Source organism: Flavobacterium sp. (assembly GCF_025352015.1).
Classification (GTDB): domain Bacteria; phylum Bacteroidota; class Bacteroidia; order Flavobacteriales; family Flavobacteriaceae; genus Flavobacterium.
This window is the reverse complement of record NZ_JANXUG010000038.1, coordinates 17086-43764: the sequence shown is the minus strand read 5'-3', so window position 1 is coordinate 43764 and position 26679 is coordinate 17086. Positions and strand designations below refer to the sequence as shown.

At 33.6% G+C, this 26679-nt stretch carries 21 protein-coding genes; 14 read left to right on the top strand and 7 right to left on the bottom strand.

Going from position 1 to position 26679, the window contains the following annotated elements; translation table 11 throughout:
• Nucleotides 1–220: 220 nt before the first annotated feature.
• Genes Q0Q96_RS04020 through Q0Q96_RS04005 form a run of 4 tightly spaced genes read right to left on the bottom strand, consistent with a single transcriptional unit; the run spans nucleotide 221 to nucleotide 4302 of the window.
• Nucleotides 221–1711 carry an oligosaccharide flippase family protein gene (locus Q0Q96_RS04020; protein WP_293871942.1) on the bottom strand — a complete coding sequence of 497 codons (1491 nt, stop codon included), beginning with the start codon at nucleotides 1709–1711 and terminating at the stop codon, nucleotides 221–223.
• Nucleotides 1712–1718: 7 nt separating this feature from the next.
• On the bottom strand, nucleotides 1719–2738 hold the full coding sequence (locus tag Q0Q96_RS04015) for a hypothetical protein (protein WP_293871941.1): 1020 nt from the start codon (nucleotides 2736–2738) through the stop codon (nucleotides 1719–1721).
• Nucleotides 2738–3313: an acyltransferase gene (locus tag Q0Q96_RS04010; protein WP_293871940.1), complete on the bottom strand. Its 576-nt coding sequence runs from the start codon at nucleotides 3311–3313 to the stop codon at nucleotides 2738–2740. Before Q0Q96_RS04010 ends, Q0Q96_RS04015 begins: the two co-directional genes overlap by 1 nt.
• An 11-nt stretch (nucleotides 3314–3324) precedes the next feature.
• Nucleotides 3325–4302: a GNAT family N-acetyltransferase gene (locus Q0Q96_RS04005; RefSeq protein ID WP_293871939.1), complete on the bottom strand. Its 978-nt coding sequence runs from the start codon at nucleotides 4300–4302 to the stop codon at nucleotides 3325–3327.
• A 111-nt stretch (nucleotides 4303–4413) separates the two neighbouring features.
• Here Q0Q96_RS04005 and Q0Q96_RS04000 point away from each other — a divergent pair, with 111 nt between their 5' ends.
• From Q0Q96_RS04000 to Q0Q96_RS03975, 6 genes are all read left to right on the top strand, one after another.
• On the top strand, nucleotides 4414–6210 hold the full coding sequence (locus Q0Q96_RS04000) for a gliding motility-associated C-terminal domain-containing protein (protein ID WP_293871938.1): 1797 nt from the start codon (nucleotides 4414–4416) through the stop codon (nucleotides 6208–6210).
• A gap of 36 nt (nucleotides 6211–6246) precedes the next feature.
• Nucleotides 6247–7044, top strand: a complete 798-nt coding sequence (locus Q0Q96_RS03995) for an RNA methyltransferase (protein ID WP_293871937.1) — start codon at nucleotides 6247–6249, stop codon at nucleotides 7042–7044.
• A 159-nt stretch (nucleotides 7045–7203) separates the two neighbouring features.
• On the top strand, nucleotides 7204–9423 hold the full coding sequence (locus tag Q0Q96_RS03990) for a RelA/SpoT family protein (protein ID WP_293871936.1): 2220 nt from the start codon (nucleotides 7204–7206) through the stop codon (nucleotides 9421–9423).
• Between the two features lie 65 nt (nucleotides 9424–9488).
• A complete protein-coding gene (locus Q0Q96_RS03985; protein ID WP_293871935.1) occupies nucleotides 9489–9947 on the top strand; it encodes a transcriptional repressor in 459 nt (152 codons plus the stop codon).
• Nucleotides 9944–10117 (top strand): hypothetical protein, encoded by a 174-nt coding sequence (locus Q0Q96_RS03980; protein WP_293871934.1) that lies wholly within the window; start codon nucleotides 9944–9946, stop codon nucleotides 10115–10117. Before Q0Q96_RS03985 ends, Q0Q96_RS03980 begins: the two co-directional genes overlap by 4 nt.
• Before the next feature lie 68 nt (nucleotides 10118–10185).
• Nucleotides 10186–11457 carry an adenylosuccinate synthase gene (locus Q0Q96_RS03975; protein ID WP_293871933.1) on the top strand — a complete coding sequence of 424 codons (1272 nt, stop codon included), beginning with the start codon at nucleotides 10186–10188 and terminating at the stop codon, nucleotides 11455–11457.
• Between the two features lie 62 nt (nucleotides 11458–11519).
• On the opposite strand, the gene Q0Q96_RS03970 is transcribed toward Q0Q96_RS03975, so the two are convergent.
• From Q0Q96_RS03970 to Q0Q96_RS03960, 3 genes are all read right to left on the bottom strand, one after another.
• Nucleotides 11520–11741, bottom strand: coding sequence for a hypothetical protein (locus Q0Q96_RS03970; protein WP_293871932.1), 222 nt, complete (start codon nucleotides 11739–11741; stop codon nucleotides 11520–11522).
• Between the two features lie 427 nt (nucleotides 11742–12168).
• Nucleotides 12169–12750: a hypothetical protein gene (locus tag Q0Q96_RS03965; protein WP_293871931.1), complete on the bottom strand. Its 582-nt coding sequence runs from the start codon at nucleotides 12748–12750 to the stop codon at nucleotides 12169–12171.
• Between the two features lies 1 nt (nucleotide 12751).
• Nucleotides 12752–14548 (bottom strand): alpha-amylase family glycosyl hydrolase, encoded by a 1797-nt coding sequence (locus Q0Q96_RS03960; RefSeq protein ID WP_293871944.1) that lies wholly within the window; start codon nucleotides 14546–14548, stop codon nucleotides 12752–12754.
• 292 nt (nucleotides 14549–14840) lie between these two features.
• On the opposite strand from Q0Q96_RS03960, the gene Q0Q96_RS03955 reads away from it, so the two are divergent.
• From Q0Q96_RS03955 to Q0Q96_RS03920, 8 genes are all read left to right on the top strand, one after another.
• Nucleotides 14841–16775, top strand: a complete 1935-nt coding sequence (locus Q0Q96_RS03955) for a DUF2225 domain-containing protein (RefSeq protein WP_293871930.1) — start codon at nucleotides 14841–14843, stop codon at nucleotides 16773–16775.
• Nucleotides 16776–16778: 3 nt separating this feature from the next.
• Nucleotides 16779–17540: a LytTR family DNA-binding domain-containing protein gene (locus tag Q0Q96_RS03950; RefSeq protein WP_293871929.1), complete on the top strand. Its 762-nt coding sequence runs from the start codon at nucleotides 16779–16781 to the stop codon at nucleotides 17538–17540.
• 12 nt (nucleotides 17541–17552) lie between these two features.
• The gene (locus Q0Q96_RS03945; protein ID WP_293871928.1) at nucleotides 17553–21152 is read left to right on the top strand and encodes a T9SS type A sorting domain-containing protein; all 3600 of its coding nucleotides are present in this window, start codon (nucleotides 17553–17555) and stop codon (nucleotides 21150–21152) included.
• A 178-nt stretch (nucleotides 21153–21330) separates the two neighbouring features.
• On the top strand, nucleotides 21331–22959 hold the full coding sequence (locus Q0Q96_RS03940) for an OstA-like protein (protein ID WP_293871943.1): 1629 nt from the start codon (nucleotides 21331–21333) through the stop codon (nucleotides 22957–22959).
• Between the two features lie 7 nt (nucleotides 22960–22966).
• The gene (locus tag Q0Q96_RS03935; protein ID WP_293871927.1) at nucleotides 22967–24154 is read left to right on the top strand and encodes an aspartate aminotransferase family protein; all 1188 of its coding nucleotides are present in this window, start codon (nucleotides 22967–22969) and stop codon (nucleotides 24152–24154) included.
• 166 nt (nucleotides 24155–24320) lie between these two features.
• Nucleotides 24321–25721: a tetratricopeptide repeat protein gene (locus Q0Q96_RS03930; protein ID WP_293871926.1), complete on the top strand. Its 1401-nt coding sequence runs from the start codon at nucleotides 24321–24323 to the stop codon at nucleotides 25719–25721.
• Nucleotides 25722–26462 carry a shikimate dehydrogenase gene (locus Q0Q96_RS03925; protein ID WP_293871925.1) on the top strand — a complete coding sequence of 247 codons (741 nt, stop codon included), beginning with the start codon at nucleotides 25722–25724 and terminating at the stop codon, nucleotides 26460–26462.
• Between the two features lie 16 nt (nucleotides 26463–26478).
• On the top strand, nucleotides 26479–26673 hold the full coding sequence (locus Q0Q96_RS03920; RefSeq protein ID WP_293871924.1) for a hypothetical protein: 195 nt from the start codon (nucleotides 26479–26481) through the stop codon (nucleotides 26671–26673).
• Nucleotides 26674–26679 lie beyond the last annotated feature (6 nt).

The window sequence follows — 26679 nt, the reverse complement described above, 5'->3', positions numbered from 1 at the left end:
GTACACAATCATACTTGACAAAATCAAACTGAATAATAAAATACTTTTTTTCATCATTTAAATGTTTTAATTGTTAGTCATTTAAATTACGAAAAAAACTTATTAAATTCTTGTTAAAGAATAATAATACCAACAAATAACATTAAAATAATTATATAGAAATATTATGTCTTTTATAAAAGAGAAGGAAATTTAAAAATGTTCACTTTAGAAATAAGTTTTATTTATTTCTACATAGCTTCTCGATTATATAATTTTTCAAGTTTATTCTTTTATTCAATTCTTTATAGGAATAAAGAACTGAAATTAGAAACAATGCTGAAATCAGAATGAAGATATACAACTGTTCAAAACTGTATATAATTACAATTGCCAAAACTCCAATGATTAGACTTATTGCTATTAACTTTCTACAAGATTGGACAAATAAAAATTCATAATGTTTGTTTACCATTTTATAAACATAAATAGCATAAATAGCATAATTTAAAAAGTATGCAATTCCTAAACCTAACAAACCAAAATATTTATACAAGACAATAGATAAAACTAAGTTTAAAAAATCACTAAATAACGCTTGCTTAAAGAAGAGTTTTTTATCTCCTTTTACTAAAACGATATAACCTAAGGGAAAAATAACCGCTTTTAGAATTACCGAAAACAATGCTGTTTTTAATATTAAAAACGTGCTGGAGAATTCTTTGGTGTATAATAATTCGATTAAAAACGGAGCTGCTAAATACAAGAAAACAATCGCAGGAGTAACCAAAATAAGTGCAATTTCTACTTGATTGTTTACTAATTGTTTTACTTTTTCATTATCGGCACTGACAGAAGTTAATTTAGGATAAAAATCAAATGACATCGCAATAAAAATCAATCCTAAATAATTTATTAAAATTACGGTACTGACTTCATAATATCCTAAAATTTGTGAGGAAACACCACTATCATTGAGATATAATTTGATTGCAAAATTGCACATCTGTCCCAGAATTAAATTAACAGACATAAAAAATCCAAACTTAAAAATGGGTGATGAATTATGATAAAACTCTTTAAATCCCAGAGAATTAACACTAAATTTATATTGTCTTGTGAAATAAAAGGTAACCAAAAACAGCACCATACTCGAATATAACATTACCCAAATTATACCTTCAATTCTCAAGAAATAATAAATAATAATCGTTCCAATAGCCGTAATAAATGCAGCAACGATATTGCATATCGCCAAAGTCTTAATGTTATTCACTCCTTGAAGAACAGCCATTCTGGCGTTTGAAAAACTGGTAATTAGCATATAAAAAGCCAATAGTATAAACCAATGCTGCTTATAGGGATTGCCAAAAGTTAGAGTACTCAATAGTTTACTAAATAAGAGGCAAACAATGGCACCTAAAACACCTATCACGACAGCCATTCTTTGCAATAATGCAATAGTTTTTGACAACTGTGAATCGTCATCGGAATTAGAAACCAAAGCGACTTCTCTTGTGGCGACCGTTAGAAATTCGAAATTGGTGATGGCGACTATAATATTAACCGAATTATTTAAAAGAGATAACAATCCGAAACCAATCGGACCAAGATAAACAGCGATAAATTTGGAACTGACAATGCTTATTAGCGTTCTGAAAACCTGCATGGTTCCGAAAACTCCAGTTGCTTTTACAATAGAACGATACGATTTACTGTTTTCCTGACTCATGATAAAATCAATCGATTTTGCATCCCATTTCTAAATAATAACTCTTAAAACTACCTACCCAACTTAACCAGTCTTTTGATAAAATAGTTTTTTGCTTATCGCTATCAAGTATTCTGATTATTTCTTCTGCATTAATATCATTAGGTAACGAACTTATAACATCTAACTGATTATGCAACCATGATTCATTCATAAGTTTGTTAAACGCAAACATATCTACATTGCCAACATAGCTTTCCTTGTGCTGATTGGTTGCGGCCGACATAAATCCCGTTCGAAGGATTTCATGATGATACCGAGCAAATTTTATGGTGTGTTTTTGCTCTTTGAAAACCTTCACTGCATTATAAATCTGTAAACCTTCATCAACATTATTTTGATGATTATCCCACAATTTGACAAAATAATTTTTATTAAAAATCATTCCGGCAACCGCATAAATAGTTCTGTAGGCAAGTTGCTTTTCGTTAGTATTGATTTTGAAAAACCGCAGTATCTTCCGGATTTTAAATCGGTCAAACTTGTAAAAAATAAAATAATACAAAGCCGGAATTGTAGTAAGTAATTTGGGTTTTAGCAATACAATATTTTTTAGTGATGTTTCTTTTTTATTTTGATTGATTATAGAATTTCCAATCCAATACAGCTTGGTTAAGGCAACATTATTTTGTGTGATTTCAGCATCAACCTCACCCAAATTGACAATATCTATAAACCAAGTATCATCTTCTATTAAAATAAAATTTTCAGAAGCCCTTTTAGCTGAATCAACCCATAAATTTACCGGAATACTATACTTTTCTGGCCTTTTGCCTTTGGTTGTGAATTGAACTTTCTTTTCGTAGAACTCTGATTTTTTTATTATAATATTGGGATATTTTTCTGTTATTCTATCCAAATAAATTTGCGGCGTTCCATCATCTAAAACAATTATTTTTCCATTACCAATAATCACATGTTTATTAATAGAAAACAAACATCTGTCCAAATAGTAAGGCCTATTATACGATTTTATTAAGATATCCATTAAGGTTGTAAATATCTAATTACTTTAACCGGATTTCCGGCGGCAATTACATTTTCAGGTATACTTTTAGTAACAATCGAACCATTTCCAATAACCGAATTTTTGCCAATAGTTACGCCTTTCAAAATGGTAACATCATCGCCTAAAAAGACATTCTCTGCAATAAAAACGGCTTCCGATTTTATCTCATCATAATTCCGTTTGTCTATTTCGAGATTATGCCCATCGTTATCAATTATAGCACAATTTACTCCAATTAAAACATTATTCTGGATGGTTATTTTTGAAAAAGCCACTGCCGAAAAGGCATTATTAATAGAAACATTATCACCAATAGTAATTTCGCTATCTGAATTCCGGGCTTCCAAATAAGTATAATGTGAATAAAAATTCGGAGAAGCTACTACTCCAATCTGAACATTTTTACCAAATGAAATTTTGCCTTTCCCTTTCAAAAGTAATGGATGAAATAAGTTGGGTTTCCCTGTTACGTTTTTGCAATCAGAAAGCAATTTATACTTCCAAATACGCAACGTAACAAAGAGGAAAGTTTTTATTTTATGAGTAATATTCACAAATATGATTTTTAAATTAAAATAGTGTCTAATAGTCCAAAATTAGATGTTTTAACTTCATAATAATCCTGAACAGTTGTTTTTGCCCCAAAACTTTCTTTCCAAAATAGAATTCCTTCATTGATTTTTTTTCCGTTTTCTTCGTGTGACGGACCAAAATCAAAGAAATTTTTATCCTTAAAAACCTCGGTAATTAAATGATTGTAGAGAAAATCTAAACTTCCTAATTCATTCTTCTGTTCATTTCCCGAAATATACTGTGGATGTGCTACTTTATCAGTTATGAAAATCGTTGTTCCTCCTACAATCTTTCCTCCGTGATACACATTAAAATGACGAATGTTTTTAGGAAATTTTTTCTGCAACTTGATTATTTCTTCTACTGTGTGAACTGGTTTTGAATTGTGTTTTTTGGTCAAATTTGGAATTAAAATTTCGTTCCAAAACAATTCGAATTTCAATTCTTCTTTAATTACTAAATTATTCTTTTCGCCACGACGAATGCTTTCTTTCCTAGTTTTTGAAAAAGAAAAAGGTTTGGTTAAATCAATAACCGAAAGACAATCTCTACGAATCAATTTGGCATTTGTCAAAAACAAAGCATATTCAATTTCTTCTGAAAAAAACTGATTATAAATCGACGGAATTAATTTCAGTTGAAAAGTAGCAATATCTATTGAATGTAAAAACTGTAAAACCGATTTTGCAATGTCTAAAACTTCACCTAATTTGATTTTGGCATCAAAAACAAAACCGCCATAAGTCAATCCTTGATGAGAAAAAAGAGTGTTGTCAAATCTATTCGCTGGAAGCACAGAAATCAGTTTATCTCCATCAAAAACAAGCAAAGAAAAATCTTGAAATCTATCGGAATGGTATTCTATAAAATCACGATGAAAAAGAAACGTTGCATTTTTGGCACTACTCACAAAGTTGTTCCAAATAGCATAATCATCTAAAGTATATCGTCGAATAGAATAATTTTTCACAAGTAGCTTTTAAACATTGGAAAATTAAACATTTATTTTAAAAAAGTCATTCATATTAAAAATTCAATTTTCAAAAATATTGTTTAATTTTATCTTCTTAACCGTTTTGCTTTGAAATCAAAACAACATTTTTTCTTTTTTATTACTCTCATTTGCTTCATTTTTAAAACTAATGGGCAAAATGTTGGCTTTTACCAGCAGTTCAATGGGCGTTATGATTTCACTTTCATTGGCAATACTATGAATCTTGGGGAAAATAATATCACACCGGGCTGCGAAGACCTGCTAGTTACTTCTTCTAGTGCTGTTCTTAATTTAAACGCAGGTCAGCAAATAGAGAAAGCCTATTTGTATTGGGCTGGTTCAGGGACAGGAGATTTAAATGTTTCCCTTAACACTATTGCTATTACTTCTCAAATAACCTATCAAAGAACTTATAATGAATTAGTTTTTTTTAGTGCTTTTGCCGATGTGACGCAACAATTAATAACTACAGGAAATGGAACTTATACTTTGTCTGATTTAGATATTTCACAAACCCTCATCAATAATTCAGGATATTGTGATAGCAGAACTAATTTTGCTGGATGGGCAATGTTAATTATTTATGAAGCGGCTTCACTGCCATTAACCCAAATCAATATTTATCAGGGTTTGCAATCAGTTCCCGATGATTTGATTATTAATTTAAGCAGTTTAAATGTTTTAGATACCAGTAATTCAAAAGTAGGTTTTATAGCATGGGAAGGTGATGCAGCTTTGCCTACCGAAAGTTTTTATTTTAATAATTTACTTTTAAGTAATGCTCCTTTAAATCCTGCCAATAATGTTTTTAACGGAACCAATTCTATCACGGGTAGCAATATCCTTTACAACATGGATTTAGATATTTATGACATTCAAGGATATATTCATGTTGGTGATACTGCGGCACAAATCAAGCTTACTTCTACTCAAGATGTTATTTTAATAAATGCTGTGGTTACAAAACTCAATAGTCAGTTGCCCGATGCTACCGTTACTGTAAACTCTGTAGACAAACAATGCGATTCTAAAACAATTGTAGCACATTATACGGTTTCAAATCTTAATGGTTCCAACCCGCTTCCTGCTTTAACACCTGTTTCTATATACATCGACGGAGTGCTTTTTCAAACAGTAGTAACTACTGCCGCGATTCCTATTGGTGGTTCCATTAGCAGTCAAATCACAATAGTTTTGCCCAATACTATTAACTCTACTTTTGAGCTAAAATTTGTAGTTGATGATATAGGAAACGGAACAGGAATAGTAACCGAACTCAATGAGAATAACAATACATTCCTCCTCAACGATGCGCTCTTACTAAAGCCTACTTTTACGGCTTTGCCAAATGTTATTGCTTGTAACGAAGGTTTTACTCGGGGTACTTTTGATTTTTCAAGTTATGAAGAATTGGTAAAAACCAATCCACTGGATGAGGTGCATTTTTATGAAACACTTGAAAATGCAATTGCAGCTGTAAGTCCAATTTTGAACACAACAAATTATGTTGCCATAACTACTCCTAAAGAAATTTTTGTTAGAGTGGAAAATGCTACTTGTTTCGCAACCACCTCTTTTTTACTAACCACTAGAAATTGTCCACCAACGGTTTACAACTATGTTTCTGCCAATAATGATACCATAAATGATGTTTTTTTTATTGCTGGTTTACGAAATATTTTCATGAGTTTTAAACTAGAAATATACAACAGATGGGGAAGATTGATTTGGACAGGGAATCAAAATACCTTAGATTGGGATGGTTATATAAAAGAAGGTGTGGGCTCTAAAAATGCTCCTGATGGGACTTATTTTTATTTATTATTTTTAAACGATGCCGATTATCCTGAACCTCTAAAAGGCTTTTTATATTTAAATCATTAACAAAAACGAGGTGACTTTCAATTTTCAATTGCCACTATGAAACAAATTACGTCTTCTCAAAATCCGTTTATAAAATCGTTGATGCAATTGCAAGAAAAAGCCAAAGCCCGCAAACAATCGGGAACTTTTATCATTGAGGGCAAGCGCGAAATAGAACTCGCCATCAAAGGAAATTATGAAATCGAAACAATTTTAATTTGTAATGAATTAATTTCGGAAAACAGCCCTACCATTTTGTCTCTTCGAGCGCAGTCGATAAGCGAGAGCATAGAAATCTCAAAAGAAGTTTATCAAAAACTAGCGTATCGCGATACCACCGAAGGCATTTTGGCTGTAGCCAAAACCAAATCGTTACAACTATCTGAATTAAAACTTCCTACAAATCCATTGATTTTAGTCATGGAAGCCATAGAAAAACCTGGAAATATTGGAGCAATTCTTCGTACCTGCGACGCCGCCAACGTTGATGCCGTGCTTATTGCCAATCCAAAAACCGATTTATACAATCCCAATACAGTTCGATCCAGCGTGGGATGCTTGTTCACCAACCAAATTGCAACGGGAACTACCGAGGAAGTGATTGATTTTCTAATAAAAAACAGCATCAATTTCTTTAGTGCTACTTTGCAAAATTCTATTTCCTATCATACTCAAGATTACACCACACCAACGGCTTTGGTTGTTGGAACAGAAGCTACAGGATTAACAGAACTTTGGCGTGAAAAAGCGACACAAAATATCATTATTCCGATGCAAGGCGAAATAGACAGTATGAATGTATCTGTTGCTGCCGCTATTTTGATATTTGAAGCTAAAAGACAAAGAAGGCTCTAGCTTGATTTGATTTTTAACACAGATTCCAAAAATTATCACTGATTTTTCTGTGCTAATTTGTGGAATCTGTGTTTTACAATAATTCCAAAAATCCTTTATTATTTCCATTTGCACAGTTCATTTGTTATTGCTAATTTTAGGAATTGATTGAAACATGTTATGATTGAAACAGATTTAGAAGAAGAAAAAAAAGCCATTGCCCGAGAATACAAAGAATTGCTTCGCATAAGTTATCAAACCCTCACCGATTCTGATAAAAAACTCATTCGAAAAGCCTTTGATGTTGCTGTAGAAGCCCACAAAGACCAACGCCGCAAATCAGGCGAGGCTTATATTTTTCATCCTATTGGCGTTGCCAAAATTGTTGCCTCCGAGATAGGTCTTGGAGCAACGAGCATTGCCGCTGCTTTGATGCACGATGTGGTAGAAGATACTGATGTGACCATTCACGATATCGAAAAAATGTTCAATCCAAAAATTGCTCATCTGGTTGAAGGGTTGACCAAAATTTCGCAGGTAAAAAAAGACATGAACATCTCGATGCAAGCAGAAAATTTTCGCAAAATGCTATTGACTCTGAATGATGATGTTCGTGTAATTCTGATAAAAATTGCCGACCGTTTGCACAATATGCAAACTATGGATGCTATGCCCAATCATAAACAAGTCAAAATCGCTTCCGAGACTTTGTATATTTATGCTCCGTTGGCGCATCGATTGGGGTTGTATAATATCAAAACCAAACTCGAAGATTTGGGTTTGAAATATACTGAACCCGATGTGTACAAAGATATTGTTGGTAAAATAAAAGAAACCAAAGAAGAACAAGACGAATACATCAAAACAATTTCGGATGTTTTGAAAAAAACGTTGGATGAAGAAGGTGTCGAATACAACTTAAAAGGAAGACCAAAATCTATTTATTCTATTCGTAGAAAAATGGCAGCTCAAAATGTCACTTTTGATGAAGTGTATGATAAATTTGCGCTAAGGATTATTTACAAATCCAATCTGCATGATGAGAAATTTCTAGCTTGGAAAATTTACTCCATAGTAACCGATCATTATCGCCCAAGCCCAAGTAGGTTGCGAGATTGGATCTCTTCACCAAAATCTACCGGTTACGAAGCCTTACACATTACCGTCATGGGACCGAAAGGGCGTTGGGTAGAAATTCAGGTGCGCAGTGAACGCATGAATGAGATTGCCGAAAAAGGATATGCTGCGCATTATAAATACAAAAATGGCACAACCGAAGAAAGTGGTTTAGATACATGGCTCAATCTTTTGAAGGAAGCATTAGAAAGTTCAGAAACAAACGCTGTAGATTTTGTGGAAGATTTCAAAATGAATTTATATGCCAAAGAAATTTTTGTTTTTACACCTAAGGGAGAAATCAAATCCCTGCCAAAAGGCGCTACCTCGCTCGACTTTGCCTTTAGCATTCACTCCGAAATAGGAATAAAAACCCGTGGAACTCGTGTCAATGGAAAATTAGTACCACTCAATCACGAACTCAAAAGTGGTGATCAAATAGAAATCATTACTTCTATTCATCAAAAACCAACCATAAACTGGCTGGATTATGTAACTACGTCGAGAGCCAAAAATAAAATCAGAAACGTTCTTAACGAAAACACCAAGAAAATTGCCGAAGATGGACGAGAATTGTTAACTCGAAAATTGAAACATTTAAAAATCATTTTAAATGAAAGTGTTATTAACGAATTGGTAAATTTCTTTCATTTAAAAACCAGTTTGGATTTATTTTATCGTGTTGGAATTGGTTCTATTGAAAACCAACAACTCAAGGATTTCGCCGCTCAAAAGAGCAATACTTTGATGAATTTCTTCAAAAGTAAGATGAAACGTTCACCAAGTTCACTGCCAGAGGAAATCAACAAACAGGTTCTCAATAGCAACTATGACATGTTGGTTTTTGGATCAGAACAAGACAAATTAGATTACAAATTATCCTCTTGCTGTAACCCAATTCCTGGTGATGAAGTCTTTGGTTTTATTACGATTAACGAAGGTATAAAAGTGCATAAAAAGGATTGTCCCAACGCAATCACTTTGCAATCCAATTACGCGTATCGCATTATGCAGGCCCGATGGATTGACTCGTCGCAGCAAGAATTTAAAGCCATTTTGAAAATTACAGGTATGGATAGTATGGGTTTAACAAATGAGCTGACCAAGGTAATTTCTAACAATATGCATGTGAATATACAGAGTATTTCCTTGAGCGGTGATGCTGGTATTTTTAACGGTCAAGTAGCAGTGGTAGTACAAAACAATACCATTTTGAAAAAACTAATTGAGAACATCAAAAAGATTGACGGCGTAGATAAAGTAACCAGAGTTTACACTAATTAGTTATGAGTTATAAATTATGAGTTATTAGTTGCTAAAACATTAAACAAAAAAATTACCTTTATCCCATGACATTAATAGCTACTGATAACACAAAAAATCAAGATACCGTAAAAAATGTTTTTACGCTTTATCTAGAAAACAAAGGACACCGCAAAACTCCCGAACGGTATGCCATTCTTCAGGAAATATATGATAGCGAAGAACATTTTGATATAGAGAATTTATATATCAAAATGAAAAACAAAAACTATCGCGTTTCGCGCGCCACATTATACAACACCATCGAGCTTTTATTAGATTGCGGTTTGGTGCGCAAACACCAGTTTGGACAAAATCAAGCGCATTATGAAAAGTCCTTTTTCGATAGGCAACACGACCATATCATCATGACCGATAGCGGCGAAGTAATAGAGTTTTGCGACCCACGCATTCAAACCATCAAACAAACAATTGAAGAAATTTTCGGAATTGAAATTCACAATCATTCACTTTACTTTTACGCTAATAAAAAAAACAATAAATGAAGCCCTTCGACTATTTTAAAAAGACTTTTGTTTTCGTTTTTGTTTTTATTGTTCTATCTAGGTTAGTTTTTCAACTTATAGATGATATGGATAAATTTACAAAACAATTTGTTTTAAAAATTAGCATCGCAGCTTTTATAACAGCATTAGTAATGAGAGGTATGAACTAATTTGCCAAAGCAGGTTTTAAACAAGAATCAAAAGACAACAACTAACTACAAAACACACTAACAAAACAATGACCATAGATTTACTACTCGGATTACAATGGGGAGACGAAGGCAAAGGAAAAATTGTCGACGTACTAACTTCAAAATACGATATTATTGCTCGTTTTCAGGGCGGACCAAACGCAGGACACACATTAGAATTTGACGGTATCAAACACGTTTTGAGAACAATTCCTTCGGGGATTTTTCATGATAACAACATCAATATCATAGGAAACGGAGTCGTGATTGACCCAGTGGTTTTCAAAAGTGAAATTGATGGTTTGGCTAAATTCAACCTCAATTTGAAATCAAAATTGTTTATTTCGCGCAAAGCGCACTTGATTTTACCGACGCACCGTTTGCTCGATGCCGCTTCTGAAGCGTCAAAAGGCAAAGCCAAAATTGGTTCTACTTTAAAAGGCATTGGGCCAACCTATATGGACAAAACGGGTAGAAACGGTATCCGTGTGGGGGATATTGAACTTGCAGATTTTAAAGAGCGTTATAGAGCCTTGGCGGATAAACATGAAGCGATGATTGATTTTTATGATGTAGCAATTCAATACAATTTGCCCGAGTTGGAAAAAGAATTCTTTGAATCGATTGCAGATTTGCAAAAACTCACGTTCATTGATAGCGAGGAATATTTGGCTCAAGCCCAAAAAGCGGGAAAATCAATCTTGTGTGAAGGTGCTCAAGGCTCTTTACTAGATGTTGATTTTGGAACCTATCCGTTTGTAACCTCATCCAATACTACTGCTGCTGGCGCTTGCACTGGTTTGGGTATTGCTCCTAATAAAATCAAAGAAGTTTATGGCATTTTCAAAGCTTACACCACGCGCGTTGGTTCGGGACCATTTCCTACGGAGGATTTTGGCGCAGCCGGCGATGTTATGGCTAGTGTGGGCAACGAATTCGGATCGGTTACAGGAAGAAAACGCCGTTGTGGCTGGTTAGATTTAGTAGCCTTGAAATATGCCATACAAATAAATGGTGTTACCCAACTGATGATGATGAAAGGCGATGTACTCTCGGGGTTTGAAATCTTGAAAGTAGCTACAGGATATAACTACAAAGGCGAAGTGATTCATCATTTGCCGTATACTATAGAGGAAAAAAATGTTACACCGATTTACACCGAGTTCCCGGGCTGGCAACAAGACTTAACAGGTTTAACCACATTTGAAAGCTTGCCGGCAACACTTAAAGAGTACATCAAATTTATAGAAGCAGCCGTAGAAGTGCCTATCACAATAATTTCGGTAGGACCCGATAGAAAGCAGACGATAACGCGATAAAAATCAAAACCCTTTCATCACTGAAAGGGTTTTGTTGTTTAATCAATATAGAGTGCTATTTATTATTGTTCTTTCATTTTTACTTTGCCTCTTCTATTGGTTTTTACTTTATAGGTTTTTTGAGGATCGCCTTTATAACCTTTTGCATATTTTACTCTCATGTTATCATAAGCAGAGTAAAGTTCTTGGTCGTCAGTGAGTACCACTTTATAACCACTATATAAATCATAATCTTTATACTCGGTAGAAAGTGTTTTGGTCTTCATCCATTTTCCATCATTCATGTATACATATTGTGGTGATCTGGTATCGTAGTACGATTGAATGTGGGGAATGTAATAGTACGTAGCGTTGTCATTGCCCGCTACACCTCAATCTGGGAGCGTTAGAGTTGTTTTAGTTTGCGCATGAGCGCCACTGAATGCTATATACAATAGTGTAGCCAGTAAAAATTTTGATAATTTCATAATTATAATGTTTAAATTAAACCTCAATTAGTAAGACTCAAAATTAAAACTCTGGTAATTTACCACGTTATACTATTGTGGTATTTAATTGTATCATTCCCAGTTTTAGGTTTGAAATAAAGAAATTAGTCAAGGTTTTCTGGTCAGGTGCTGTGGAAAGTAACCAGTAACTTCAGGCATCTTTTACAACCTTAAAAGACGCATTCATGATTGAACTTTTAGTAAAGAAAGAATTTTTTACAAATTACTGTATTAGAATTTGGGGTAAAACAAGCGTTCGCAGGGCATACAACATTTTTGACCGGTCATCACCTAGTTTCTTCATAAAATCGGTAATGTCATCTCCGTAACTTCGCTTGGTATAAGCGTATACTAAAATACCTTTTTTGTTAGTGCCTATAGGTACTTTTTTGTAGCGATAGGTATTAAACTCTACAATTGCCAATTTATCGCCGCTGTTTTGGCTCAATAAAAAATCGACTACAAATTCGGTGCCATCGGGGCTTTCGGTCACTTGGTAGTTACAAAGTTTATCTGTTTTTTTTCTGATTTCGAGTTCTTTTACTTTTTGCTGCATAGCCGCTTCGGCAGTTACATCTTTGTCAAATACGTGTAGTGTAAGCATTTGATTAAAATGTTCAAAAGTTTCGTTTTGGGGTAAATATTCCTGAATATAATAATAATCTTTGGGATGTTCGCTCCAAGATAGCGTATAGCTTATTTCGTTAAACTTTAGTGGTTCTTTTACACCTATTCGGTCAACAGGATCCGTAGTATTTGTAAAAGATAGCAAAGCAAGACTAAAGAGAAGATAGCACTTTTTCATTTTAAGGTACTCTAAATAGCAATGACTCGCTTGGTCTAACGGTTAACTGAATTGTTCCTTCTCCCTTTTCAACCTTGAGTTGTGCTACACTGCCATATAATTGTTCTTTTATAGTGTACAATCCATCTTTTACATTCCAGGTTTTAAGAATGTCAGTAGGTACATGCAGCTCAAATTTGCTGCTGGTTACCCATGAAAAATTGATGACAACAATTAGTTTTTCAGAAGCAGACCATCGCACATAGGAGTATATTCCTGAATTGTATCCTTTAGTTTTGTTTCTGTTGATGGTTTGTATTTCTTGAAATTTTCCTGTCAATGCTGAACTAGTCAATGTAAAATTGAGCAAGCGAGAATAAAAATATCGTAGGTCTTTTTCTGGTTTGGTTAATTGACCTCCATCAAATTTTCCTTCGTTCATCCATCGTTGATGATTGGGTACACCCACATAATCAAAAATACTAGTGCGAGTAGGTTTTCCAAAACCACCGTCTATAGTTCCGGCTTCGCCTACTTCTTGTCCAAAATAAATCATCGTTGGTGACGTTCCCATAGTGGCAGAATACACCATTAGTGGTTTTCCTTTTTCGGGCAATCCAGCAAAATCTTTGCTTGCTAATCGTTGCTCATCATGATTGTCTAAAAAATGAAGCATGTGATGGTCAATATCTGCCATACCCATTTGAATATCCGAAAGGGGATCGGGCATGGCGTTGCCTTGTATTATCGCTTTTAAATGATCGTAGGTTTCTACTTTGTCATACAGATAATCCATTTTCCCTAACTTGATGTAATTTCTATATTCTTTTGGATTATACACTTCGGCAATCAACATAGCATTTGGATTTTTCATCTTGATGGAAGAATTCATATAACTCCAAAATTCATAAGGCACCATTTCTGCCATATCGTAACGAAAACCATCAACACCTTTTGCTGTCCAATACAAAGTAATATCAAGGAATTTTTTCCAAGAACTCGGTACCTCTTTGTCTTGCCAATAAACAAAATGAGCTTTATAATCTTTGGTATCATATCCTGCAGGCAATTCTGGGAAATCTTTTGAGCCATCTGGTTTAATACCGTAATTTACTTTTACGGTTTCATACCAATCATTGATGTCTGGTTTTGCCAATCGCGAACCATTGCCCGTCCATTTTGCAGGAAATTCAGAAAATTTACCATCAATTAACGAATTTTTTTCACCGTTTAAAGGTTTGTATGAATCCGAGGTAGGCACTTCAAACGCTTTGCCCGGAATGTAATAGAAGTTATTATTTTTGTCATATTCTACCGCTGTATTATCGTCGGCACCAAAATCGCGAACACCTGTCGGATTGCTCAAACTATGATAATTTCGGGCAATGTGATTGGGCACAATATCGATAATAACTTTCAACCCGTTTTTGTGTGAGCGAGCAATCAAGGCTTCAAATTCTTCCAATCTTTTAGCTGGATTGACTGCCAAATCGGGATTGACATTATAATAATCTTTGACGGCGTAGGGTGAACCAGCACGTCCTTTAACCACATCGGGGTCGTCGTTGGAAATCCCGTATTTAGTGTAATCCCGAATCACATCATGATGCGGAACGCCGGTGTACCAAATATAGGTTACGCCCAGTTTCTTGATTTCCTGCAATGCTTTATCGGTAAAATCATTGAACTTGCCAACGCCATTTTCTTCAATGGTTCCCCATGGCTTGTTGGTGGTGTTTTTGTTTCCGAACAAACGGGTAAAAACCTGATAGATTACCTCTTTTTTTGGCGTGGTTACAGCTTTGGGTTTGGCACTCATAGTGGTCTTTTTTTGAGCAACGGTTGTGTTTGCAATGACACAACTCAATACTACAGCAAATGTTAAACTTTTTTTCATATACATAAAACTTATAATTGGTTCCATAAGTCATAGCTACAAATATAAAGAAATAGCACAATCTATAATATATCGGAACAATTTCTTTTAGCATCAAATCAGAATAATAAACCAAAATACGCTAATAATAATCGAAACCGCCTGAATAAAAAATCATTGGATTTATCGTAAAAAGTTAGGCTATCTTTGTTTAAGAAATTAAAACAACCTTCTTTTGAAAACAATTTTACACCTATTCGTCTTTATATTTTGTATTGGTTACAGTACTGAAAGCGTGTCGCAAAACGCAACGGTAGATAGTTTGAAAAGAGTCATTCGCGTTGCCAAAACAGATACGGCCAAAGTTAATATTTATAACCATCTTGCTTTTGAATTCAAGGAAAGCTCTACCGATTCTTCTTTTTACTATGCGCTAAAAGCGGAAGGACTGGCCCGAAAAATCAACTATAAAGATGGTCTTGCTGCTTCAACCATTAATCAGGGTAATGTCAATATAATTATTGGCAAATATAAAGAGGCAAAATTGTCATTTATTAAAGCCCAGACTATCTATCAAAAACTAGTGAATGATGATTCTGGAAATAAAAGTCTTAAGAATGGACTTGCCAGAACTTATGCGAGTTTAGGTGTTATTTATTCGCAGGAAAGCAATTATTATGTTGCTTTGGAAAATTATCAGAAAGCATTGCAATTATATCAGGAGATTGACCAGAAAAATAGCATTTCAAAAGCCTATAATAATATTGGTGTGGTATACAAATCGCAGGGAGACAATAAAAAAGCATTAGAGTATTTTCAGAAAGCCTTAAAAATTCAGGAGCAAACTGGTGAACAAACCGTGCCTGTAACACTTACCAATATTGGCGTTATTTATTTTGAACAAAACAATTCAACTTCCGCTTTGCAATACTATAACAAAGCCGAAAAGCTGTTTAAAAAATCGGATAACACTCGTGGCTATGCCTTGCTGAATAATTATCTAGGGGATTATTATCAAAAACAAAACGATTCTACTAAAGCGATTACATATTATAATCTGGCTTTGAACCAATATGAATCGATTCAGAATAAATTTGGTGCTTCGTTGGCATTGTATAATCTTGGCCAGTTATATGCCGATCAAAAAAAGTATCCGGAAGCTATGATTTATGCTGAAAAATCATTGGCGTATGCCAAAGAAATAGGCGTGTCAGATCAAACGTTTCATTCCGAAAAATTAGTAAGTGAGTTGTATGGATTTTTGAACAATCCAACCGAATCATTAGTTCATTACAAAAATTACATCGTTGCCCGCGACAGCATTACCAATGAGGAAAACAATAAAAAGTTTGTTCAGGCAGAGATGAATTTTGAATACCAAAAGAAAAAAGCTCTGCTCGAAGAGCAAAACAAAAGACAAACACAGTTTGCCATTTTTTCTATACTCGCTGCCTTATTAGTAATCGGATTAATATTCCTAATCTATAACCGAAGACAAGTAAAGCGCCGTTTAACATTACAAAAAGAAGTTGCCGAGTACGAGCAAAAAGCGTTGCATTTGCAGATGAATCCACATTTTGTATTTAATTGTTTAGGTTCGATTTCGAGTTTTATTGTACAAAACGGAACTGATTCGGCATTGAAATATTTGTCTAAATTTTCAAAACTTATGCGGTTAACATTGGAATATTCCAAAGGTTCGTTGATTCCGATTGATAAAGAAATTGAGAGTCTGCAGAATTATTTAGAGCTGGAACAACTTCGTTTTCACAACAAGTTTGACTTTTCCATACAATCGAGTGAAAAAGTAGAATTCAATATGGGAATTCCACCGTTGTTGATTCAGCCTTTTGTTGAAAATGCTATCTTGCACGGTTTGGTTCCAAAAGAAAACAAAGGAAAAATTGAAGTGACTTTTGATGTACATAACGGACAATTGGTCTGTACGATTACCGACAACGGCATTGGGCTTTCCAAATCAAAACAAATGAAGGAAAACTCTATGCAGGCTCACAAATCCATGGCATTGGAAATTACCAAAAAGCGTTTGGAAATCATGGAAGCAACCATTTCCAAATCGGCAAAAATAGAAATTAAGGAACTAACAACCAATAACGAAATCAGCGGTACTCAAGTACAATTGCTTTTGCCTATACAATATATTTCATAAGCTATGATATCAGCCATTTTAATAGACGACGACAAGCACCTTCGTAAGGGACTAAAAGCACTGTTGGAACGCTATACCGAAGACATTTCCATTATTGGTGAAGCCGAAAGTGTAAAAACCGGAATCGTTACAATTGAGAAATTGAAACCACAAGTCATCTTCCTTGATATTCATCTATCGGATGGAACCGGTTTTGATATTTTGGAGCGGATTGCATCAAATAATAATAAGACCAATGCCCATATAGTTTTCATTACTGCCCATGAGCAATATGCGGTAAAAGCGTTTAAATTTTCAGCTTTGGATTTTATCCTGAAGCCTGTCAATCCTGAAGAACTGCAACACACCATTAACAAAATAAAGCAAGTGGCAAGCAAGGAAAACTCCTTTGATCACATCGATTTGCTTTTGGAGAACATTCGCAAAAAGGTGGATAATTTTAAACGAATAGCACTTTCTACGAGTGATGGTATTCATTTATTTGAAGTTTCGGATATTATCCGTTGCGAGGCGAAAGCGAATTACACAGAATTTTTTATCAAAAACCATAAACCCGTTTTAATATCGAAAACATTAAAAGAATATGAAGAATTACTGACCGAACACGGATTTGAACGCATACATCAATCGCATTTAATTAATCTTTCCTATTTGAAATCATATATCAAATCGGATGGTGGCTATGTGGTAATGTCTGACAACACTAAAATTACCATCGCGCAAAGCAAGAAGGAAAAATTGCAGGAACTTATTAAAAATTTATAAAAAATAGAACACATGAAAACACAACATAAATCATTATTCGCTTTGAAAAAATTAATCCCATTATTCGTGTTGCTATTTGCTGTAACTGCAAAAGCACAAATTGTAAATATTCCCGATGCAAATTTTAAAGCAAAACTTCTGCTGGCAAGTCCAACTGTTGAAATTGCAAAAGGCATTAATGATCAATGGATAAAGATAGATGCTAATAATGATGGAGAAATTCAGCAAAGCGAGGCTGATTTAGTAAAATATTTAGACATTAGCAATAGTAACATTCGATATTCTAATGGGCTTATCAGTTTCGTAAATTTGGAGGTTTTGAGATGTCGTCAAAATAAATTTACTTCGATTACTCTAAATGGTTTAGTGAATCTAAAAGAAATAGACTTGTGGTTTAATTATTACCTCAAAACATTAAATTTGAGTGGATTGTCTAACCTGAAAACTTTGTCGTGTTATTCTTGTAATAATTTACAAACTTTGAATATGACAGGATTGACAAACCTTGAAAGTTTAAATTATAGTTTCACTAAAATTAACATACCAAATTTCAGCGGTTTAACAAATCTTAAGTTTTTGGGTTGTGCCGGAAGTGAATTAAGCAATCTTAACCTAACAGGATTGCCTAATCTTACGACTTTATACTGTTTTAACAATTCAATATCATTACTAGATTTATCTGGATTACCTAACCTTGAAATTTTGGGGTGTGGATTTAACCTATTAACTACAATTGACACGAGTAGCAATCCTAATCTAAAAACACTTAATTGCAATAATAATTTACTTACTACTTTAAATGTGAATCAATTATTAAATTTAGAAACGCTGGATTGTGGTCAAAATCAGTTTACGAATTTAAATCTGAATGGTTTGACAAACTTAAAAAGTTTTAGCTATAATAATTCTCAAGCTCAAAGTGTTATAATAAGCGGCTTAACCAATCTAGAAATTTTAAATTTGTTTAATTCGCAACTAACTAGTTTAGATGTTAATAATTTGCCAAACTTAAAAAAATTAAATTGTGGTAAAAATGATTTAACCTCACTCACAATTTCTAATTTACTAAATTTAGATACATTAAATTGTGCTTACAATTTACAACTTACGAATTTAAGTTTGAGTAATTTGCCTAATCTTAAAAGTTTAAGCTGTAATGGTGGTGTGAATGGAAGTGGTACAACAGGAACTCTAACTACTTTGAACGTTAACGGCTTAACAAGTTTAGAATTTTTAGATTGTCAATTCAATCAGTTGACAACATTAAATTTGAATGGACTTACAAATCTAAAAAATCTTGTTTATAACAACAACTTGATTTCAAGTTTAACTTTAAATAATTTACCCAATTTAGTTGCTTTGGATTGTTCGTCTAATCAAATTACAAATTTGGATGTTAGTAATTTAACTTCGCTAAAATCTATAGCTTGTGGCGGCAATCTATTAACTTCCTTAAATTTAAACAATCTACCCAATCTGACTAATTTAAATTGTAATAGTAATCAACTTACCCAAGCATCAATAACTGGTGTTCTTACTAATCTTACCGATTTTAATTGCAATAGCAATCAACTCACTTCGCTTGATTTGACGGGTTTTAATAATCTTAAAAATTTAGATTGTTACAATAACAACTTAACTACACTAAATTTAACCGGATTGAGTAATTTGAATTATGTTCAATGCTCAAATAATAATCTTTCAGCATTAAATTTAAGTGGATTAAATTCATTGGGAGCCTTAGTATGTAATAGTAATCAACTAACTTCTTTAAATCTAACAGGATTGAATAAATTGGTTAGTCTTTATTGTAGCAACAATCAAATAACCAATCTTAATTTAAATGATTTAACAAACCTAATATCTTTAGATTGTTCATTGAATCAGATTTCAAATTTAAATGTGAGCAATAATATTTTTCTTGATAGTATTCTTTGTAATAATAATCAGCTTTCAAGTTTGAACTTGTTTAATTCGAAATTTTTATATCGCTTAAATGCTAGTAATAACTTATTGACAACCCTTGATTTGGGAACTCTTGGTTATCTTGGAGAAATGCTTGTTAATAATAATCAATTAACAACGCTATTTGCCAAAAATGGCAGCAACGAAACTATGATTCTTGATAACAATCCTAATTTAACTTATATATGTGCAGACACAAGCCAAGTTGCAACGATTCAAGGTCAATTAAATGGTTTAAGCTTCACCAATACCGTTTGTAACTCTTATTGTTCTTTTACTCCAGGAGGAAACTTCAACACAATTACAGGAACTGCAATATTTGATGGCAACAATAATGGCTGTGATGTTTTAGATGGCGTGAAACCGTTTGTCAGATTCGACATTAATGATGGGGTAGAAAGTGGTGCAACAGTAACAAATATAAATGGTATATACAGTTATTTTACTAATGAAGGAGATTTTACAATTGCTCCAAATGTAGAAAATCAATCTTGGTTTAACTTTTCTCCACCAACTGTTGCAATTCCTTTCGTAGATAATAATAACAACAATGCTAACCAAGATTTTTGTATAACAGCAAATGGCGTTCACAATGATGTAGAAGTAGTTGTTGCGCCAATTACACCAGCGCGACCAGGTTTTGATGCAGAATATAATATTGTTTTCAAGAACAAAGGAAACCAAACACTTTCTGGCAATATCAATTTTACTTATAATGATAACGTTTTAGATTATGTTTCGGCAACGGCTGTGCCAAATTCACAAAGCACAGGAGTTGCCAATTGGAGTTATGCAAATTTATTACCTTTTGAAAGCAGAAATATTCAAATAACTCTTAATGTAAACTCCCCTACTGAAATACCAGCTGTAAATAATGGTGATTTACTCATTTTCTCTACATCAATTACTCCAATTATTACCGACGATTTGCCATCAGATAATTCATTTACCTATTATCAAAGAGTTGTAGGCTCTTATGATCCAAACGATATTACTTGTCTTGAGGGCGAAACTGTTGCGCCGTCTGAAATTGGAAACTATTTACATTATGTTACCCGTTTTGAAAATCTAGGAACTTTTTATGCAGAAAATGTAGTAGTTCGTATTGAAATTGATGCAACTAAATATGATATAAATTCATTACAAGTACTCAATTCAACATATCCATCCTCTACCAGAATTACTGGTAACACCGTTGAGTTTATTATGCAAAATATCAACCTCACTGCCGCATCAGGAACTCCGCCAGTTGGTGGACACGGAGATGTATTGTTTAAAATAAGAACAAAGGCCGATTTAGTATCTAATGACACTGTTTTACAGAGAGCGGGTATTTATTTTGATTATAATTCCCCTGTCAATACAAACAATGCCGAGACTACTTTTGCCACCTTAAATAATCCGATTCATGAATTTGATTATAGTGTGAAAGTATATCCAAACCCTGCTCATACAACAATCAACATCAGTTGTAATTCTACCATTCAATCGGTAGCCTTATATGACATTCAGGGAAGATTACTGGAAACAGATTTAGCTAATAATAATGAAGTTTCTTTCGATATTTCAGGTAAATCAAACGGTGTATATTTCATCAAAATAACTTCAGACAAAGGAAGTAAAGTAGAAAAAATTGTGAAAGAGTAAAAATAAAAGTTAATTGAATGAAGAGGCGTGAATCTGAAAATGATTCGCGCCTTTCATTTTGATAAATAATTCTTAATAAGCCTTTTCATTGCTCCTAATTTCATAAATTTGGTAAAAAATATTTTCATTGAAAAAGTTACTTTTTTACATCGGATTATTGTTCTTAACATTAACCACCATGCAAGCGCAAAAATCATCCAAAATAATCGTTGAACACGCAGATTTTTTTAATAAAGATGACGAAAAAATTCCGGATGCCGTTTTATTGCAGGGAAATGTGAGGGTTAGGCAGGAAGGAGTCGTATTTACCTGCAATAAAGCCTATATCTTTGAAAAAGAAAATTATTTAAAAGCTTTTGGTGAGGTTCAAATGGTGCAAGGCGATACGCTTTTTCTTAATAGTAAATATGCCGAATATAATGGCGAAGTAAAACAAGCTTACGCAACAGGAAATGTTGTTATGCGCTCTACAGATGCAACATTGGTAACAGATACCATAAATTTTGACAGAAAAACACAGGAAGCTTTTTATAATTCTTATGGCACAATTACCAACAAAGAAAATACGTTGAAAAGCAAATCAGGCAGGTATTTTGCCAATGAAAAAAAATTTCGTTTTCTAACTTCTGTAACGATTATCAATCCAAAATATACTATCAAATCCAATCATCTGGATTATTATACCAACTCGGGTCACTCCTATTTATTCGGTCCATCAACGATCACTAGCAAGGAAAATTTTATTTATACCGAAAAAGGCTTTTATGATACCAAAAAGAATTATGCTTATTTCAAACGAAAATCCTATATCAAATACAAAGACCGTTTGATTGAAGCCGATAGTTTGTATTATGATCGAAACCGAGAATATGCATCGGGAACCAATAATGTAAAAATCACAGATTCTATCAATAAAGGAATTATCAAAGGTCATTATGCCGAGATTTATCGTAACCTGAAAACCGAAAAAGATTCCATGATTATTACCAAAAGAGCGGTTGCGATTACTTTGGTCGAAAAAGATTCGATGTACATACACGGCAAAAAAATGCTTGTTACGGGCAAGAAAGGGGAACGAATCGTTCGCGGATTTAATAACGTGCGTTTCTACAAAACCGACATGAGTGGCAAATGCGATTCTATTCATTCGAGTCAAAAAGCTGCTCTCACAAAACTTATTGGCAGACCTATTTTGTGGAATTATGAAAACCAAATGACGGGAGATGTGATGCATCTGATTGGTAACAATGATACTGAAAAATTGGACTCGCTAAAAGTTTTAAATAATGCCTTTATCATTTCCAAAGATTCTATTGGCACAGGTTATAATCAGGTGAAAGGGCAAAATCTTTATGGTAAATTCAAAGACAATAAACTCTATGACGTAGATGTGGTTAAAAATGCTGAAGTCATTTTTTATATGCGAAACGATCAACACGAACTGATTGGCATCAATAAAAACGTAAGTAGCAAAATAAATATGGCATTGGATAAAAAAACCATTGATACCATTACTTTTTTCGACCAAGTAGACGGCGATATTTATCCCGAAAAAGATTTGCCCGAAAATGCTCGTAAACTTCGAGGCTTTATTTGGCGTGCCGACGAACGAATAAAATCGAAAGACGATATTTTTCCCGAAGAAGAAAATATAATGGATGCCAAAATTCAGGCCGAAAAAAAAATTGAAATGGCAAAAGACAATAACCCGATAAAACCTAGTAAAGAAACTCTGGATTACGACAAAAATAATCCAAAACCAAAGCCTGAAAAAACAGACGTTACTACAAAACCGATGGTGAAGTAAGTTTATAATGAATAAAGATTTCTTAAAATACCAAGCGCAAACCTCTCCTTATCCTTTGGGTATGGAAGTTTCGCATGCCATTGGCTCCTATATTTACGATACCAATAATAAAAAATATTTAGATTTTGTTGCGGGTGTTTCCGCTTGTTCTTTAGGACACCAGCCTCCAAGAGTGAACCAAGCCATTAAAGACCAATTAGATAAATATTCACACGTGATGGTATATGGCGAGTATGCCCAGCATCCTGCCGTGGCGTATTGCAAATTATTGGTGCAAAATTTACCGCCAAGTTTGAACAAAGTCTATCTTGTAAATTCGGGTACAGAAGCCTGTGAAGGAGCTTTAAAACTCGTACGAAGAGTTACTGGAAGAAGTCAGTTAATTTCCTGCCACAATGCCTATCACGGGAATACTATGGGTTCGATGAGTGTTATGGGTTTTGAAGAACGCAAACAAATTTTTCGCCCGCTAATTCCCGATGTTGATTTTATTACTTTTAATAATGAAGAGGACATCCAAAAAATAACCACCAAAACAGCAGGAATAATTTTAGAGAGCATTCAAGGTGGGGCAGGTTTTATTGAACCTAAAGATGATTTTTTTGCTAAAATAAAAAGCCGTTGTGAAGAAGTTGGAGCTTTAATGATACTCGATGAAATTCAACCCGGTTTTGGAAGAACTGGAAAATTATTTGGTTTTGAAAACTATAATGTGGTTCCCGATGTAGTTATTATAGGGAAAGGAATGGCCGGAGGAATGCCAGTAGGTGGTTTCATTGCCAATGAGAAGCACATGGATTTATTAACTCATGATCCAAAATTGGGACACATCACCACTTTTGGCGGTCATCCTGTCATAGCGGCAGCGTGTTTAGCAACATTGGAAGAAATTTTAGAAAAAGATTACACAAAACACTCATTATCAAAAGAAAAGCTGTTTCGAGAACTTTTGGTACATCCTTTGATAGAAGTAGTTCGAGGAAGAGGGTTGATGCTAGCGGCTATGACAAAAAATGCATCCATTACAAACAAAGTAATTTTCAAATGTCAAGAAAAAGGGTTGATTTTATTTTGGTTACTTTTCGAGGCAAACGCCATAAGAATTACACCACCCTTGACTATATCTGAAAATGAAATCAGGGAAGGTTGTGCTCTCATTATTGAGGCATTGAATGAAATTATGATTGAAGATTGAGCATTCACGGATTATAATTTTGATCTAAAATAAAAATTCACAATTAGTTACGACCTAATTTTTACTCAAAAATGTTAATTAAATTGTTTACAACAATAATAGCCATTCAGTAAAAAACAACACCGTTTTCTTTATTTTTAATAAAGATAATTTAACACCTACAGTTATGCATCTAGATCACGACGAAGAAGATTACAACTTATCCTTATCGAAATTTGAATCGATGTTGAAAACCAACAAAGTTTTATTTTTCGATTCAGAAGAATTTGAGGAAATTATTCTGCACTACCTTGATATGGGAAAAGCTACTTTGGCAAAAAAAGCTCTAAAGTTAGGACTTGAACAACACCCAAAGTCGACTGGATTAAAACTAGTCCAAGTCGAAATGCTGGTGTATGATGACAAACTCGATCAAGCAGAAAAATTACTTAACGAATTGTATGCTATCGAACCTACTAACGAAGAAGTTTTTATTCAAAAAGCCAATATTTATTCCAAAAGAGATGACCACGAAAAAGCGGTAGAGTTCTTAAAAACAGCCCTAAAATATACCGAAGATTATGCTGATGTGTATAATTTGATAGGGATGGAATATCTTTTTATGGACAGTTTAGAATTGGCAAAGGAAAACTTTATCAAATGTTTAGAGGAAGATTTAGACGACCAATCAGCCTTATATAATGTAGTTTATTGCTTTGAATTTTTAGATCAAAATCTTGAAGCAATCGAATATTTAAAAACGTATATAGACAGAAATCCATACAGTGAAATCGCTTGGCATCAATCAGGACGATTATATTATGGCGTTAAAGATTATGAAAATGCAGCTACTTCCTTCGAATTAGCCACCTACATTGATGATAAGTTTATTGGTGCTTACATGGAACGAGGCAAAGCATTGGAACGTTTAAAAAGATACCCAGAAGCCATTGAAAGTTATAACAGAACAATCGAATTAGACGATCCAACTTCCTACGCTTTACTTCGTATAGGTAAATGTTATGAAAAAATAGGAAACAAAGTTCAGGCATTAAAATATTTCAACAAAACGGTTCACGAAGATCCATTATTAGACAAAGGTTGGATTGCCATTACAGATTTTTATGTACGTCAAAAAAATTATCAAAAAGCATTGTATTTTGTAAACAAAGCATTGGCTATTGATGATCAAAACCGTTTGTACTGGAAACGTTATGCTACGATTAATAAAGCAATGGATTATTTTGAAGAAGCTGAATTTGGCTATCGCAAAGCTATTGAATTTGGAGACTTTCAGTTAGACACTTGGCTGTTTTGGGTTGACATTATGCAAATAATGGGCGAATATAACAACGCTATTTTAACGTTAATTAAAGCAATTGAATATTTTCCAGATAATTATAAAATAGAATATCGTTTGGCTGGTTTTCACTTTTTACTCAATGAAGAAGAAAAAGCAAATTATCATTTGAGCAATGGTTTACGAATAAATTTGAAACACCAAACCCTACTCAAAGAACAATTTCCAACAGTATGGAATAAAGCATCGGTACGAAAATATATCGCAAAACATAGAAAACCAGAATAAATGTCTTGCAGACAATTTGGCCTAGTCGGAAAAAATATTTCCTATTCATTTTCGAAGAAGTATTTCATAGATAAATTTTCTGTGGGTACTTTAGAGGATTGCTCTTATGAGAATTTCGATATTCAAACCATCCAAGAATTTCCATCCATTATTAGCAATAATCTCGATTTGAAAGGTTTAAATATTACAATTCCTTACAAAGAAACAGTTATTCCTTTTTTGCACAAACTCTCTAAAAATTCTACACTAATTGGCACTGTAAATGTTGTACGTTTTACTAAAAACAGAAAACTCAAAGGTTACAATTCTGATTATTATGGATTTATGAAATCTTTGCAACCCTTATTAAAGTCACATCATAAGAAAGCTTTGATACTTGGTACGGGCGGCGCAGCAAAAGCAGTTGCATTTGCGTTAGAAAAACTTGGAATAATTTACACCTTTGTTTCGCGAGGAGCTAAAGAAAATAGCATTGATTATGACCTCGTGAATGCCACGACTTTTGATAATTATCAAATTATTATCAATTGTACACCATTGGGAACAAGTCCCAATATCGCTGAATTTCCTCCTATTCCCTATAATTTTTTTACTTCAAATCACATCGCTTTTGATTTAATCTACAATCCTCAAGAAACCCAATTTTTGAAAAAAGCCAAGAAGAAAGGTGCTGTTACTAAAAATGGTTACGAAATGTTAGTCCTTCAAGCTGAAAAAGCTTGGAAAATTTGGAATAAATAATTAAAACTATAAAATAATGAAATCAAACAGAAACAGAAGAAGAATAATTTTCGCAGTATTGCTAGTACTTTCCATAGGAAATTTTAGTAGAATTCAGGGTAATGACAACATTAGAACCGTACAGTTTTTATCCATTTTTACAATGGGAATGTTATTTGGTTTATTGATTAAAGAAATAGCCGAATCTATAAGAGATAGGCAGCAGCAATAGATACCA

Bases quoted from the DNA above. Each gene is read 5' to 3' on its own strand.
- Q0Q96_RS03925 (WP_293871925.1), top strand. From the start codon at position 25,722: ATGTCTTGCAGACAATTTGGCCTAGTCGGAAAAAATATTTCCTATTCA.
- Q0Q96_RS03985 (WP_293871935.1), top strand. From the start codon at position 9,489: ATGACATTAATAGCTACTGATAACACAAAAAATCAAGATACCGTAAAA.
- Q0Q96_RS03990 (WP_293871936.1), top strand. From the start codon at position 7,204: ATGATTGAAACAGATTTAGAAGAAGAAAAAAAAGCCATTGCCCGAGAA.
- Q0Q96_RS03995 (WP_293871937.1), top strand. From the start codon at position 6,247: ATGAAACAAATTACGTCTTCTCAAAATCCGTTTATAAAATCGTTGATG.
- Q0Q96_RS03980 (WP_293871934.1), top strand. From the start codon at position 9,944: ATGAAGCCCTTCGACTATTTTAAAAAGACTTTTGTTTTCGTTTTTGTT.
- Q0Q96_RS03945 (WP_293871928.1), top strand. From the start codon at position 17,553: ATGAAAACACAACATAAATCATTATTCGCTTTGAAAAAATTAATCCCA.
- Q0Q96_RS03920 (WP_293871924.1), top strand. From the start codon at position 26,479: ATGAAATCAAACAGAAACAGAAGAAGAATAATTTTCGCAGTATTGCTA.
- Q0Q96_RS03970 (WP_293871932.1), bottom strand. From the start codon at position 11,741: ATGAATGATGGAAAATGGATGAAGACCAAAACACTTTCTACCGAGTAT.
- Q0Q96_RS04020 (WP_293871942.1), bottom strand. From the start codon at position 1,711: ATGAGTCAGGAAAACAGTAAATCGTATCGTTCTATTGTAAAAGCAACT.
- Q0Q96_RS03960 (WP_293871944.1), bottom strand. From the start codon at position 14,548: ATGAGTGCCAAACCCAAAGCTGTAACCACGCCAAAAAAAGAGGTAATC.
- Q0Q96_RS03940 (WP_293871943.1), top strand. From the start codon at position 21,331: ATGCAAGCGCAAAAATCATCCAAAATAATCGTTGAACACGCAGATTTT.
- Q0Q96_RS04015 (WP_293871941.1), bottom strand. From the start codon at position 2,738: ATGGATATCTTAATAAAATCGTATAATAGGCCTTACTATTTGGACAGA.
- Q0Q96_RS03965 (WP_293871931.1), bottom strand. From the start codon at position 12,750: ATGAAAAAGTGCTATCTTCTCTTTAGTCTTGCTTTGCTATCTTTTACA.
- Q0Q96_RS03930 (WP_293871926.1), top strand. From the start codon at position 24,321: ATGCATCTAGATCACGACGAAGAAGATTACAACTTATCCTTATCGAAA.
- Q0Q96_RS03975 (WP_293871933.1), top strand. From the start codon at position 10,186: ATGACCATAGATTTACTACTCGGATTACAATGGGGAGACGAAGGCAAA.
- Q0Q96_RS03950 (WP_293871929.1), top strand. From the start codon at position 16,779: ATGATATCAGCCATTTTAATAGACGACGACAAGCACCTTCGTAAGGGA.
- Q0Q96_RS03935 (WP_293871927.1), top strand. From the start codon at position 22,967: ATGAATAAAGATTTCTTAAAATACCAAGCGCAAACCTCTCCTTATCCT.